The sequence below is a fragment of the Salinimicrobium oceani genome (assembly GCF_012037645.1).
In genome coordinates this window covers 176,556-190,124 of sequence record NZ_JAAVJR010000004.1, presented here as the reverse complement: position 1 = coordinate 190,124, position 13,569 = coordinate 176,556, and the positions used below count along the sequence as shown (strand labels likewise).

At 40.7% G+C, this 13,569-nt stretch carries 13 protein-coding genes; 6 read left to right on the top strand and 7 right to left on the bottom strand.

Annotation, left to right across the window (positions count from 1 at the left end; all coding sequences use genetic code 11):
- Positions 1-30 precede the first annotated feature (30 nt).
- A complete protein-coding gene (locus HC175_RS08820) occupies positions 31-1,050 on the top strand; it encodes an NAD-dependent epimerase/dehydratase family protein (protein WP_168138122.1) in 1,020 nt (339 codons plus the stop codon).
- Between the two features lies 1 nt (position 1,051).
- Here HC175_RS08820 and HC175_RS08815 read toward each other — a convergent pair whose 3' ends face one another.
- The 3 genes from HC175_RS08815 to HC175_RS08805 are packed head-to-tail and all read right to left on the bottom strand — an operon-like array spanning position 1,052 to position 3,631.
- A complete protein-coding gene (locus HC175_RS08815; RefSeq protein ID WP_168138121.1) occupies positions 1,052-1,558 on the bottom strand; it encodes a DUF4296 domain-containing protein in 507 nt (168 codons plus the stop codon).
- Position 1,559: 1 nt separating this feature from the next.
- Positions 1,560-2,900, bottom strand: a complete 1,341-nt coding sequence (locus HC175_RS08810) for a dihydroorotase (protein WP_168138120.1) — start codon at positions 2,898-2,900, stop codon at positions 1,560-1,562.
- Positions 2,900-3,631, bottom strand: a complete 732-nt coding sequence (locus HC175_RS08805; protein WP_168138119.1) for a polyprenol monophosphomannose synthase — start codon at positions 3,629-3,631, stop codon at positions 2,900-2,902. Before HC175_RS08805 ends, HC175_RS08810 begins: the two co-directional genes overlap by 1 nt.
- Before the next feature lie 101 nt (positions 3,632-3,732).
- Between HC175_RS08805 and HC175_RS08800 the strand changes: the two genes are divergently transcribed.
- Positions 3,733-4,401 carry a DUF4271 domain-containing protein gene (locus tag HC175_RS08800; protein WP_168138118.1) on the top strand — a complete coding sequence of 223 codons (669 nt, stop codon included), beginning with the start codon at positions 3,733-3,735 and terminating at the stop codon, positions 4,399-4,401.
- A gap of 11 nt (positions 4,402-4,412) precedes the next feature.
- On the top strand, positions 4,413-5,165 hold the full coding sequence (locus tag HC175_RS08795; protein WP_168138117.1) for a uroporphyrinogen-III synthase: 753 nt from the start codon (positions 4,413-4,415) through the stop codon (positions 5,163-5,165).
- A gap of 73 nt (positions 5,166-5,238) precedes the next feature.
- On the opposite strand, the gene pckA is transcribed toward HC175_RS08795, so the two are convergent.
- Together pckA and HC175_RS08785 are read right to left on the bottom strand one after the other, a co-directional pair.
- On the bottom strand, positions 5,239-6,840 hold the full coding sequence (gene pckA / locus HC175_RS08790; RefSeq protein ID WP_168138116.1) for a phosphoenolpyruvate carboxykinase (ATP): 1,602 nt from the start codon (positions 6,838-6,840) through the stop codon (positions 5,239-5,241).
- Between the two features lie 79 nt (positions 6,841-6,919).
- Positions 6,920-7,309, bottom strand: coding sequence for a DUF423 domain-containing protein (locus HC175_RS08785; RefSeq protein ID WP_168138115.1), 390 nt, complete (start codon positions 7,307-7,309; stop codon positions 6,920-6,922).
- A 78-nt stretch (positions 7,310-7,387) separates the two neighbouring features.
- On the opposite strand from HC175_RS08785, the gene HC175_RS08780 reads away from it, so the two are divergent.
- The 3 genes from HC175_RS08780 (at position 7,388) to HC175_RS08770 (ending at position 9,772) form a co-directional block, all read left to right on the top strand.
- The gene (locus HC175_RS08780; RefSeq protein WP_168138114.1) at positions 7,388-8,761 is read left to right on the top strand and encodes a saccharopine dehydrogenase family protein; all 1,374 of its coding nucleotides are present in this window, start codon (positions 7,388-7,390) and stop codon (positions 8,759-8,761) included.
- A 96-nt stretch (positions 8,762-8,857) separates the two neighbouring features.
- Positions 8,858-9,169 (top strand): hypothetical protein, encoded by a 312-nt coding sequence (locus HC175_RS08775; RefSeq protein WP_168138113.1) that lies wholly within the window; start codon positions 8,858-8,860, stop codon positions 9,167-9,169.
- An 87-nt stretch (positions 9,170-9,256) separates the two neighbouring features.
- Positions 9,257-9,772, top strand: coding sequence for a ferritin (locus HC175_RS08770; RefSeq protein WP_168138112.1), 516 nt, complete (start codon positions 9,257-9,259; stop codon positions 9,770-9,772).
- Between the two features lie 66 nt (positions 9,773-9,838).
- Here HC175_RS08770 and HC175_RS08765 read toward each other — a convergent pair whose 3' ends face one another.
- Complete coding sequence (locus tag HC175_RS08765) at positions 9,839-10,531, bottom strand: zinc metallopeptidase (protein WP_168138111.1); 693 nt, start codon at positions 10,529-10,531, stop codon at positions 9,839-9,841.
- Positions 10,532-10,646: 115 nt separating this feature from the next.
- Positions 10,647-13,463 carry a leucine--tRNA ligase gene (gene leuS / locus HC175_RS08760; protein WP_168138110.1) on the bottom strand — a complete coding sequence of 939 codons (2,817 nt, stop codon included), beginning with the start codon at positions 13,461-13,463 and terminating at the stop codon, positions 10,647-10,649.
- Between the last annotated feature and the right edge of the window lie 106 nt (positions 13,464-13,569).

Here is a 13,569-nt window from a genome sequence, read left to right as displayed (position 1 = left end):
TTCCTAAGCGCTTTTAGCTATATTTACCCCATGATTTTAGTTACCGGAGGCACAGGTTTAGTAGGATCTCATTTGCTTCTCGACCTTGTAAAAGCAGGAAGAAAGGTGCGCGCTATTTACCGAGATCCCAATTCCTTTGGCGCCGTCAAAAAAGTTTTTGGTTATACCCATTCCCAGGAGGAAGCCTTACTCCTTTTCGGTAAGATCGAATGGTTGAAGGCAGATGTGAATGATGTGCCTAAGCTTGAAAAGGCTTTTGCTAATATTGAAGTTGTTTATCATTGTGCGGCAATGATAAGTTTTGATTCTTCCAGGGATACAGACTTAAGAAAGATCAACATTGAAGGCACTGCAAATATTATCAATTTTTGCATAAGTAAGAGAGTAAAAAAGCTTTGCCATGTGAGTTCTATAGCCACTTTTGATCTTAAACCTGGTGAAAAGACAATTTCTGAAAATTCACACTGGAACAAGGAATTGAACCACAGTATGTATGCCATTACAAAGTACGGTGCAGAAATGGAAGCCTGGCGTGCGAGCCAGGAAGGAATAGATGTAGTCATCGTCAATCCTGGGGTGATAATTGGACCGGGCTTTTGGAATAGCGGCACAGGTAAGATCTTCAAAAAGGTCAATTCTGGCCTTAATTATTTCTTCCCAAAAACCACCGGTTTTATCGGGGTGTGGGACGTAGTAAGGCTGATGCAGACCATTACTGAATCCCCTGTCAAAAATGAACAATTCATCTTGGTTTCAGAAAATCTCTCCTTTGAGGAAATATTTAAAGTGGTCGCAAATGATCTGGAGAAACCTGCCCCTTCAAAAAGGTTAAAAAAATGGATGATCTTTTCAGGATGGCTATGGCAGGAAATCGCTGGAGTAGTTTCAAAACGAGAAAAAAAGCTGGATAGGAGATCTCAAAAAAGCCTTTTTGCTCATACCTTTTATTCGGCTGAAAAAGCAAAGCAGGAATTAAACATTAGTTTTGAACCTATGAGGGAGGTAATAAAAAGAACTGCGGAAGCTTTTAAACGAGATCATAAAAACTGATTTAATTAATAGTATCCCTGAACTGAATGTTTCCTCTTCTTCTCGAAACAGGTGGCGGTAAGCTTCTAAACACAGAATCCTGCCGCAATGAGTCTGCCTCGGGGCCCACCAGGGAGTCTTCCTTCTCCAATTCCTTTATAGAATCGCGAATCTTTTCTTCGATCACTCTTAAGGAATCATATTTCTTCACGAGCACTTCCAGCCTTTGCTGCACCCTGTCATAGATCTTCTGGTATTCCTTGTAATTTTCGGCATAATAATTATTGCTCCTCACCAGTTGAGCACTGTCTATACTGAATTTCTTCATGAGGTAAGGATAAGGATTAATACCTTTTTCTTCCATCAGATTTTTATTGTAACTGCGCGCTCCATGTAGCAACGATATCTCCGTTAGGATCTCCACCATTTTATCTTCAGCAATTAGATCGTCTGGTTTTGACATGCGCTTTACCTCCTGGCAGGAAGTAAGCAACATTAGTGAAATGGCTAAAATGGAAAACTTTTTCATGTTAACGGTCAAACGTAAGGCGTTCGGCTTTAACGAAAGGATTAAAATTAAAATTTCGATATACGAGATTTCCGTTAACAAAGGTATGCGTTACTCTAGATTTAAAAGTAATACCCTCAAACGGAGACCAGCCACATTTGTAAAGTGTATTTCCAGGCTGTACGGCCCATGGGGCATTTAGATCTACGAGCACAAGATCTGCCTTATAGCCTTCCCTGATAAATCCTCTCTTTTCGATATTAAAAAGAATTGCCGGATTATGACACATTTTTTCAACGATCTTCTCCAGGCTTATCTTACCCTGGTGGTGCATTTGCAACAGGGCTGGCAAAGCGTGTTGTACCAAAGGGCCTCCACTTGGTGCTTTGGTGTACACATTTTTCTTTTCCTCTTTGGTGTGCGGCGCATGATCTGTCGCAATGACATCGATCTTATCTTCTATCACTCCCTTTAATAAAGCCTCCTGATCTTTTTTCGTCTTTACCGCAGGATTCCACTTTATAAAAGTTCCTTTCTTCCTGTAATCTTCATCATTGAACCAAAGGTGATGAATGCAGACTTCGGCAGTTATCTGCTTATCTTTAAGTGGCTTTTTACTATCAAAAAGCTTGAGTTCCTTGGCAGTGGAAATATGGAAAACATGTAATCTCGCCCCTGTCTTCTTTGCTAAGGCAACAGCCTTTGAAGAAGAAAGATAACAGGCTTCCTCGCTTCTTATCTTTGGATGCAGTTCTATGGGAATGTCATCTCCATAACGTTCCATACACTCCTGAAGATTCTTCTGAATGGTTTTCTCATCCTCACAATGTGCAGCAATAAGTACAGGTGACTCTTTGAAGATTTTCTCCAGTACCTTCTCATCATCTACGAGCATATTTCCTGTAGAGGATCCTAAAAAAAGCTTTAAAGCAGCGACCTTTTTTGGATCTATCTTTTTGATCTCCTCCAGGTTGTCATTAGTACCACCAAACATGAAGGAGTAATTGGCATAAGAAGAGTTTTCAGCAATTTTGAATTTCTCCTCCAGCAATTCTATGGTAGTAGTTTGGGGCTGAGTATTAGGCATTTCAATGAAGGTAGTAATTCCACCTGCAACTGCAGCCTTAGAACCTGTCTCAATGGTCTCTTTATGGGTTAGCCCTGGTTCTCTGAAATGGACCTGATCATCTATTAATCCCGGAAAGAGATAATTTCCTTCCGCATCGATTATGTTCAGATTAGGAGATTTCGCACTTATGCTATGGGAAATCTCTTTAATTATTCCTTCTTCAATAAAAACATCCCCTTCGAAGATCTCTCCCTCGTTGACAATCTTTGCATTCTTAATTAAAACCTTCTTCATTATATTGTCATCTTGTTAAACAAGCTATTTACTTTCATCTTAATCACTCCAAAAACTGCTTCCCAAATTATAGAACCACTCATTTTTGAAGTTCCCCGGGTCCTGTCGGTGAAAATGACAGGCACTTCTTCTATTGTGAATTTTGCCAGATAAGCTTTGAATTTCATTTCTATCTGAAACGCATATCCCACAAATTTAATTTTATCGAGATGGATCCTTTCAAGTACTTCTCTTTTATAACACACAAATCCCGCGGTAGTATCTTCTACAGGCATTGCCGTAATGAGCCTTACATATTTTGAGGCCAACCAGGAAAGCAGTACTCTGCTCATTGGCCAGTTCACCACATTTACTCCTGTTTTATACCTCGAGCCAATGGCAAGATCTGCTCCCCTACGCTTACAGGCATTATACAACCTTATAAGATCATTGGGGTTATGAGAGAAATCTGCATCCATTTGAAAGATGTACTTATAATCTCTTTTCAGCACCCATTTAAATCCTTCTATATAGGCAGTACCCAGGCCAGATTTCCCCTCTCTTTCTATTAAAAAAAGTTCATTTGGAAAGGCCGGCTGCATCGTCTTAACAATCTGAGCAGTACCATCGGGAGAGTTGTCATCTACCACCAAAATATGAAAATTGCGCTGAAGGGAAAAGACATTTCTAATGATCCGTTCAATATTTTCTTTTTCGTTGTAGGTGGGTATTATTACAATCCCATCGGGCATAAAAATCTTTTGGACAAATGTAACTATTTTTAAAGTTTAGCATTTAGTTTTAGGGTGTCTTTTAATCGTATAAATTTTACCTTTGTAGAAAATATATCTTATTGGAAGCAATAGAAAGATACACAGTTTCGCAAGACTGGATCACCCTGCTACTGGTGTTGGCTTTTGTGTTACTGGTAGTGGCAAAATATGTGTTCACCCAGCGGTTTTCACATTTCACTATGCTTTTTGCCACAGATAAATATCTATTGCTAAAAGGCAAGGACCCTAATCTCTTTCATCCTTTCAATATATTGTTTTTCGTGATCAACGTGATCTCGGTGGGGCTTTTCATCTATGTTTTTTATCTCACCTTTGTTGAAGTGGTACCAGAGAGGCCTAAAATTCTCTTTCTTCGGATTATCACAGCCTACACCGCTTTTGTACTGCTCAAATTTTCTTTGGAAAAGATCATTGCAGATGTAGTTTCGGTAAACCAGAAAATGAATTATTACCTATTTTACAAACTGAGTTACCGGAATTTTATTTCCCTTGCACTTTTACCCGTTTGTATCTTCCTTATTTACGTTCTGGAGCCTACAAAAACTCTGCTCTTCGTGGTCCTGGGCATCATCCTGCTAATGAATTTCATAACTTTGCTAAGCGTATTCAGGAAAAACAGCCAGTACATTTTCAATAACTGGTTTTATTTTATTTTGTATCTTTGCGCACTTGAAATTGGCCCCTATTATATTTTATATAAGACGGTTACCAGCTTGCAGGGCGAATAAAAAAAATGTATATGAAAGTGAAAACAATTTTGGTTTCCCAGCCAGAACCGAAGGTTGAAAATTCTCCTTATTTTGATCTTGAAGAAAAGCAAAAAGTAAAGATAGATTTCATCCCTTTTATTCATGTAGAGGGAGTTTCCTCAAAAGACGTTAGACAGCAAAAAGTAGATCTTTCTCATTATACTGCGATAATTCTTACCAGCCGAAATTCTGTAGATCATTTCTTCAGGATCGCCGACGAAATGAGGTTCAAGGTGCCCGATACGCTGAAATATTTTTGTCAAAGTGAAGCTGTGGCGTATTACCTGCAGAAGTACGTAGTTTACAGAAAAAGAAAAATATATGTAGGGAAAAGGAATTTTGCTGAACTTTCCCCTTTGATCAAAAAGTATAAGAACGAAAAATTTCTCCTGCCTTCTTCAGATATGCTGAAGCCCGATGTGCCAAAAACTTTAAACAAGCTTGGAGTAGACTGGAAAAAAGCGATCTTTTATAAAACAGTAGTGAGTGACCTGTCACACCTGCGAGAGGTGTTTTACGATATCCTGGTATTTTTTAGCCCCAGCGGGATCAAATCTCTTTTTGAGAACTTTCCAGACTTTAAACAGAATGATACTAAAATAGCAGTTTTTGGTAACACAACTGTAAAGGCCGCAAAAGAACATGGCCTTGTTGTTAATATCCAGGCGCCCACACCAGAGACACCGTCTATGACTATGGCTTTGGAAAAATATATCAAGGAACAAAACAAGAAAGCGCTCTAAGCTCTTCCCCCCTCAAATAACAAAAAACCCGGCAGTAGCCGGGTTTTTTGTTGTCTCAGGTACGCAATACATATTACGAACCGTTAGGAGCTCCAGACAAAATTTCCTCGTTTGCCTGTGCTTCAAATTTCTCAAAGTTCTTCTGAAAAGAATCTGCCAGAGTCTTGGCCTTCTTATCATAAGCCTCTTTATCCTTCCAGGTATTTCGCGGATTAAGAATTTCTGATGGCACATTTTCACACTCCACAGGCATTTGGAGTTTGAAAACAGGATGCTCCTGAAATTCGACATGATCAAGCTTTCCTTCAAGCGCCGAGGAGATCATCTCCCTGGTATATCTTAGCTTCATTCTACTTCCAACTCCATACGGCCCTCCAGTCCACCCAGTATTTACAAGCCAGACGTTCACGTTGTTCTCCTTCATTTTTGCACTCAGCATCTCGGCATATCGAGCAGGATGCAAAGGCATAAAGGGAGCTCCAAAGCAGGCAGAGAAACTTGGAACCGGCTCATCGACTCCTGCCTCTGTTCCAGCTACTTTTGCGGTATATCCACTAATAAAATGGTAAGCTGCCTGGCCGGGAGAGAGTTTACTGATGGGAGGAAGTACTCCAAAGGCATCTGCAGTCAAAAAGAAGATATTCTTTGGATGCTCTCCAATAGATGGTTCCTTGATGTTTTTAATGTGGTAAATAGGATAGCTCACTCTTGTGTTTTGAGTGATCTCGGTATTTTCAAAATCCACTTCTCCTGCCTTATCCAGGATGACGTTTTCCAGAATAGCACCTTTCTTTATTGCACGAAAAATATCAGGTTCGTTCTCTTCAGTAAGATTGATGACTTTTGCATAGCACCCCCCTTCAAAATTAAACACCCTGTTCTCTTTGGTCCAGCCGTGTTCATCGTCTCCAATCAATCTTCTTTCGGGATCTGCCGAGAGTGTTGTTTTTCCTGTTCCCGACAAACCGAAGAAGATAGCGGTATCACCTTCCTCGCCTACATTGGCAGAGCAGTGCATGGGTAAAGTATTCCTATCTACAGGGAGTATGAAATTTAAGGCAGAAAATATTCCCTTCTTAATTTCTCCTGTATAACCTGTTCCTCCAATGAGTGCAATCTTCTTTGAAAAGTTCAGGATAGCAAAATTATGCTGGCGGGTACCATCAATTTCAGGATCGGCCTCAAAGCCCGGTGCATTTACCACAAGCCAATCTTCTTTGAAATCTTTAAGTTCGCTTTTTTCCGGCCTTAAAAACATGTTATATGCAAACAGGTTTGACCATGGATACTCATTAACTACTCTAATGTTTAGTCGGTAATCGTCATCTGCACAGGCATAAGAATCCCGCACAAAAACTTCTTTCCCCGAAAGGTATTTAGTTACTTTCTCATACAGCGCATCGAACTTTTCTGGTGCAAATGGAATGTTGATATCTCCCCACCAAACTTCATCCTTTGTGACCTCGTCTTCAACTATAAAGCGGTCTTTAGGAGATCTTCCAGTGAACTCCCCCGTATTCACGGCCAAAGCTCCAGATGATGCTTCCACTCCCTGGCCTTTCCCGATCGTGATCTCATGCAACTCATCTGGAGAAAGTTGATATTGTACTTCGGCATTCTCAATGCCATATTTTTCCAGCGCAATCGTTTTCGTAATTTTCTTTTTAGCCAACATAAAATTGTTTAGTTGTGAGTTTGTTTAGGGCAACAAAAGTAGAAAACTTCAAAAGAAACAGAAGGAGGTAAAATCTTTTTTATTTCTTTTTTAACTTAGAAAAGCTGATTAGTAACACAATCCATGCGGAAATCATCAATAATCCCCCGACCGGAGTCACAGGACCAAATATCGAAAAATCAAATGAAGTCAATGGATTTGTAGCTAAAAGGTAAATAGAACCCGAAAAAAACAGAACGCCAAAAACTGTTAAGTAGAAGCAAATATTTTTAACTTTTTCAGAAGCTACTGGCAAACCACCCAAAAAGAGGAGAAATAAAGCATTGTACATCTGGTATTTTACTCCCGTTTCAAACGTCTGCATACGTTCCACACTCAGCTCTGGTTTTAATCCGTGAGCGGCAAACGCTCCAAGGATGATTGCCAGAATTCCAAAAAGACTGCCCGCGATTAATAATTTCCTGTTCATACTATATTTTAAAAGCCGCTATCAATTAAGTACATTCGTTATCCAAACAAATGACAAACATACTCAAAGTTTCAGCTTATGCGCAAGATTCTTATTATTGGTGCAGGAAAATCCACCTCTGTACTTACCGAATATCTTCTAAAAAAATCAACTTCTGAAGATCTCCAGATTACAATTGGTGATCTCGAAATTGGGAATGCCACAAAGCTCGCAGGAGATCATCCAAGAGCAAAAGCACTTACTCTGGACATTTTTCAGAAGGAAGAAAGAGAGCAGGCAGTAAAAGACGCCGATATAGTAATTTCCATGTTGCCCGCAAGATTCCATATAGAAGTGGCCCGCGACTGTTTGCGATTTGGTAAGAATATGGTTACCGCCTCTTATATAAGTGATGAAATGCAGGACCTTGACAAGGAAGTAAAGGAAAAAGGTCTTGTCTTCATGAATGAAATTGGCGTGGATCCGGGAATCGATCACATGAGCGCAATGCAGGTAATTGACAGAATTCGGGAGGAAGGTGGTAAAATGCTGCTTTTCGAATCTTTCACTGGTGGCCTAGTTGCTCCAGAAAGCGACACCAACCTCTGGAATTATAAATTCACCTGGAACCCAAGAAACGTCGTTGTTGCCGGACAGGGCGGAGTTGCGAAATTTTTACAGGAAGGAAAGTTCAAGTACATTCCATACAACCGTCTCTTTAGACGCACCGAATTTCTGGAAGTCAAGAACTACGGGAAATTTGAGGTGTATGCAAATAGAAATTCCCTGAAATATAAGAGCATTTATGGATTGAACGACATTCTTACCTTATATCGAGGTACAATAAGAAGAGTAGGATTTAGCAGGGCCTGGAACATGTTTGTACAATTAGGAATGACAGATGATAGTTATATCATGGAAAATTCTAAAGAAATGAGCTACCGCGATTTTGTCAATTCCTTTTTACCTTATTCCCCTACAGATTCTGTTGAACTAAAATTCAGGCATAACCTGAAGATAGATCAGGATGATATCATGTGGGATAAGCTTCTTGAGCTTGATCTTTTCAATCCAAATAAGAAAGTAGGCATTAAAAAGGCTACTCCTGCCCAGATGCTTCAGAAGATCTTAATGGAAAAATGGTCCCTTTCAGAAGAGGATAAGGATATGATCGTGATGTACCATAAATTTGGGTATGAGCTCAATGGTGAGAAGAAGCAAATTGATGCCACCATGGTTCATATAGGCGAAGATCAAACCCGAACCGCAATGGCAAGAACTGTTGGACTGCCTGTGGCTATTGCCGCTTTAAAGATCTTAAATGGAACAATCTCGACTCCTGGGGTTCAACTTCCAATAAGTAAGGAAGTATATGATCCCATCTTAAAGGAGCTGGCCGAGAATGGAATAACATTTCGAGAAGAGGAGAAAGAATACCTTGGATATAACCCTTTTGGAGAGGTAGGAAATTAGGAAGTGGCAAGGCTTGGTGATCTTCCTCAGGATTTCACATTTTTTGTTTTCTATTATTTGGACTGAATCTGAATAAGAATTACATTTGCTGTCGAAATGAACCTGCTCTATAATTCATATTATTTTGCCTCCTATCAATGTGACCGAAGTCGTAGTTTTTATATTGACTTTGGGCATAAGCAGGTAAAACTGAGTTTTTGTCAACTCCTGGCCCTGCGTCAAAAGGTACTTTCTATTGACATTTCTACTCATTTTGATAAGAACCAGAATTACAACGGCATTGAGATCATTAGCCTCTGTAACAGGGAGCATCTGTTCGTTTTCGACACTTTACAGATCCTTGACCTAAAGGAACTTCTTACTGCAACCTTCGGAGTTTTTGAGCTAAATTCACTGGTAGCCCATTAGGACCATCTGAATTTAGATTAAGTATAAATTCACAGCCCTCTCAGGATTGAGCTTTTCTTTTTGTAATTTTAGGAAAAAGACAACAAGATGAAAGATCTAGTTAGACAAAAGATAGGAATCAACGTGGATGTGATGGATCTGCTCAACCAGCAGATCGCGAAGGAAGCACATTCGGCAGCAGCATATTTAGCCATGGCTTCGTGGTGTGATCATAATGGTTTAACCAATAGTGCTGAGTTCTTCTACAAGCAATCTTCAGAAGAGCGGGAACATATGCTCAAGATCTTCAGGTTCATTAATGAAAATGGAGGCACAGCTTATTCTCCTGAAGTAAGTAATATTAATCACGAGTTCAATTCTCTCCAGGAGATTTTTGAAACAGCTCTTGATCAGGAGATCCAGATTACTAAATCCATTAATAATATTGTTGCCAGATGTAGAAAAGTTCAGGATTTTGGATCAGAAAACTTCCTGCAGTGGTTTATTACTGAACAGATGGAGGAGGAAAATCAATTCCGCAGAATTCTGGAAATGTTTGACCTAATGGGTACAGACGGAATTGCACTCAAGCTTATCGACGAACGAATCAAACATGGCGAATAGATTAAAATTAAAACAAAAAAAGGACGCCGCCGGCGTCCTTTTTTATTTGCTTAAAATATTCTCTGCTTAATCTCTTCCCAGGTAAATACTAAGGAAGTAAAGTAAAGTTGCAAGAGAACCAATAGCGGCTACAACATAAGTACGTGCGGCCCACTTAAGAGAATCCTCGGCTGCTTTGTGTTCCTGGGCGTTTAACATGTTTCCCGTTTCCAGCCACACCAATGCCCTTTTACTTGCATCATATTCTACGGGCAATGTAATAAAACTGAACAAGGTCCCCATGCCATAAAGTATTATACCTCCAAGTAGCACCGTTTGCCCGACTCCTACAGAGACCATGGTCATTAGGATCAATCCTCCGAAGATCGCCCACTGTGAAAACTGAGAGGCCACTTGTACCACAGGCACCAGTTTGCTCCTCATTTGCAACCAGCTATATGCACTTGCGTGTTGAATGGCGTGTCCACACTCGTGTGCTGCAACAGCGGCCGCAGCAGCATTGCGCTGGGTGTAAACCGCTTCACTCAGGTTAACGGTCTTTTTTGCGGGATTGTAATGATCTGTCAACTGTCCCGGAGTAGAGATCACCTTAACATCAGTGATCCCGTTATCACGAAGCATTTTTTCGGCGATTTCCCGGCCACTCATGCCATTCTGAAGATGCACTTTTGAGTAATGCTTGAATTTGCTTTTCAGTTTGTTGCTCACATATAGACTCACAACAAAGATGAGTCCCGCAATTATATAATATCCTATCATAATCTTTTAAGGTTGTTTGATTAAGGTTGATAACAAAAATCCAGCCAATTTATTATTTGCAATTCTCCTGAAATTTTGTCCTGTCGCAAGGCTGCTGCAGCCTAACAAAAAATCTTTAGCCTACAATATTCACGATCTTCCCCGGAACTACTATGACCTTTTTGGGCGTCCTGCCATTCAGTTGCTGCTGAGTTTTCTCATGCTCAAGAACTGTTTTCTCGACCTCCTCTTTGCTCATATCTAGCGGAAGCTCCAGTGTGAATCGCATCTTTCCATTGAAGGAGATAGGGTATTCCTTAGTGCTTTCTACCAGGTACTTCTCTTCGTACATCGGATAGGCTGCCGTAGTGACCGAACTGTCATGTCCAAGCCTCTGCCACAGTTCTTCAGAAATATGTGGTGCGTATGGTGCAATAAGCACAGCTAGCGGTTCTAACACCTCTCTAAAATGACATTTTTGAGAGGACAGTTCATTTACACATATCATGAAAGTACTCACGGAAGTATTAAAGCTGAAATTCTCAATATCCTCTGTCACTTTTTTAATGGTCTTGTGCAGTGTCTTTAAAGAATCTGCTGAAGCTTTTTCATTTCTGACAGTAAAATTATTCTCCTGGTCATGATATAGGTTCCAGAGTTTCTTCAGGAAGTTATGCACTCCTGTAATTCCTGCAGTGTTCCATGGTTTTGCCTGTTCCAGCGGACCAAGAAACATTTCATACATCCTCAAAGTATCGGCGCCGTAATCCTCACAAATATCATCGGGATTTACTACGTTGTATTTGGATTTTGACATTTTCTCCACCTCACGGCCTACAATATATTTCCCGTCTTCGGTAACGAATTCGGCATCTGCAAATTCCGGTCTCCATTTCTTAAAGCCTTTGATGTCCAGTTCATCTGAAGCATTTACTAAAGACACATCTGCATGAATTGGCTGCAAATTATGAGCTTCAGATAGTTTCTTAGAAACAAATTTGTTTTCTCCTTCAAGTCTGTAAACAAAGGCACTCGTCCCCAGGATCATTCCCTGGTTGATCAATTTCTTAAAAGGTTCTTCTACGGTGAGGAAGCCTCTGTCCTTTAAAAACTTTGTCCAGAATCTTGAGTAAAGCAGGTGCCCAGTGGCATGTTCGCTCCCTCCAATGTACAGATCCACGTTCTCCCAGTATTGTTGCGCATCTTCAGAAACAAAACGCTCTTCATTGTGAGGATCCATATACCGGAACAGATACCAGGAACTTCCCGCCCAACCCGGCATTGTGTTAAGCTCCAATGGGAAAATGGTTTTGTGGTCGATCTTTGAATTTTCTACTACCTCATTCTTTTCTGTATCCCACGCCCAGGTGGTTGCATTTCCAAGCGGCGGCTCTCCTGTTTCTGTGGGAAGATATTTTTCTACCTCCGGAAGACGCAACGGCAAATGTTTCTCTTCTATCATCTGCGGAAGACCATTAACATAATATACCGGAAAAGGTTCTCCCCAGTATCTTTGTCGGCTAAAAACAGCATCTCGTAATCTATAGTTCGTTTTGCCTTTACCCTGTCCAATTTCTTCCAGCTCTAAAATGGCTTTTTGGAGGGCTGCTTTATATTCCAGTCCGTCCAGGAAATCTGAATTTGCGATCACTGTTCCTTCCTTACCGGAATAAGCTTCTTCAGAAATATCTACATCTTTAAAAATGTTCTTGATAGGCAGATCAAAATGTTTGGCAAAATCATAATCTCTTTGATCTCCACAAGGAACGGCCATCACCGCTCCCGTACCATAACCTGCCAGCACATAATCCCCGATCCAGATCGGTACCGGCTCTTTTGTGAATGGATGTTCGGCATAAACTCCGGTAAAGACGCCGCTAATACTTTTAACATCGGCCATACGATCCCGCTCACTTCTCTTGGCAGTGGCTTCTATATAAGCTTCAACCTCCTCTTTTTGCTCAGCCGTTGTGATCTTTTCCACAAGCTCATGTTCGGGAGCCAGGGTCATGAAGGTAACTCCGTAGATGGTGTCAGGTCTTGTGGTGAATACAGGAATTTTAAATTCAGAATTTTGAACCCGGAATTCCACCAGTGCTCCCACCGACTTTCCTATCCAGTTCCGCTGACTCTCCTTTAGACTTTCGGTCCAGTCAAGATCATTCAATCCCTGAAGCAATCGTTCAGCATAAGCCGAAATCCGCATGCTCCATTGGGTCATTTTCTTCCTTATTACAGGAAAACCACCTCTTTCGGAAACTCCGTTGACGATCTCATCGTTCGCTAAGACTGTTCCCAACTGCGGGCACCAGTTTACTTCAGTTTCGGCTAAATATGTAAGCCTGTATTTTAGAAGTTGTTTTTGTTTTTCTTCAGGAGAAAAGCTGTTCCATTGTGATGCTGAAAATTCCTCCACATCATCATCACAAGCCGCATTTACACCAAGATTTCCTTCCGTAGCAAAAATCTCCTCCAGCTCGCTTATTGACCTTGCCTTTTCAGCTTCATTATCATACCAGGAATCGTACAGCTGAATAAAGATCCACTGCGTCCATTTATAGTAATCTGCATCACTGGTACGAACTTCCCTGCTCCAGTCAAACGAAAATCCTATCTGGTCCAGTTGTTCCCGGTACCTATTAATATTCGCTTCGGTAGTGATCGCAGGATGCTGCCCCGTTTGAATAGCGTATTGCTCAGCTGGAAGTCCAAAACTATCATAGCCCTGTGGATGCAAAACATTAAATCCTTTGTGCCTTTTAAAACGGGCATAGATGTCACTGGCTATGTAGCCTAGTGGATGCCCCACATGCAATCCTGCTCCCGATGGATATGGAAACATGTCCAGCACGTAATATTTCGGTTTATCAGAATTATTCTCAGCTTTGAAAGTCTGGTTTTTGGCCCAATACTCCTGCCACTTTTTTTCAATCTGGTTAAAATTGTACCTCATTTTAATGATTCAGCGTCACATTATTACAGCTCCCTGAGACCTTCAGAGAGGGGCAAAAATACGTTTAATGTACGAAAGTGAAAAGTTTGGGCGTTTTAAAGAAAGG

Bases quoted from the DNA above. Each gene is read 5' to 3' on its own strand.
- HC175_RS08820 (WP_168138122.1), top strand. From the start codon at position 31: ATGATTTTAGTTACCGGAGGCACAGGTTTAGTAGGATCTCATTTGCTT.
- HC175_RS08815 (WP_168138121.1), bottom strand. From the start codon at position 1,558: ATGAAAAAGTTTTCCATTTTAGCCATTTCACTAATGTTGCTTACTTCC.
- HC175_RS08810 (WP_168138120.1), bottom strand. From the start codon at position 2,900: ATGAAGAAGGTTTTAATTAAGAATGCAAAGATTGTCAACGAGGGAGAG.
- HC175_RS08805 (WP_168138119.1), bottom strand. From the start codon at position 3,631: ATGCCCGATGGGATTGTAATAATACCCACCTACAACGAAAAAGAAAAT.
- HC175_RS08795 (WP_168138117.1), top strand. From the start codon at position 4,413: ATGAAAGTGAAAACAATTTTGGTTTCCCAGCCAGAACCGAAGGTTGAA.
- pckA (WP_168138116.1), bottom strand. From the start codon at position 6,840: ATGTTGGCTAAAAAGAAAATTACGAAAACGATTGCGCTGGAAAAATAT.
- HC175_RS08785 (WP_168138115.1), bottom strand. From the start codon at position 7,309: ATGAACAGGAAATTATTAATCGCGGGCAGTCTTTTTGGAATTCTGGCA.
- HC175_RS08780 (WP_168138114.1), top strand. From the start codon at position 7,388: ATGCGCAAGATTCTTATTATTGGTGCAGGAAAATCCACCTCTGTACTT.
- HC175_RS08775 (WP_168138113.1), top strand. From the start codon at position 8,858: ATGAACCTGCTCTATAATTCATATTATTTTGCCTCCTATCAATGTGAC.
- HC175_RS08770 (WP_168138112.1), top strand. From the start codon at position 9,257: ATGAAAGATCTAGTTAGACAAAAGATAGGAATCAACGTGGATGTGATG.
- HC175_RS08765 (WP_168138111.1), bottom strand. From the start codon at position 10,531: ATGATAGGATATTATATAATTGCGGGACTCATCTTTGTTGTGAGTCTA.
- leuS (WP_168138110.1), bottom strand. From the start codon at position 13,463: ATGAGGTACAATTTTAACCAGATTGAAAAAAAGTGGCAGGAGTATTGG.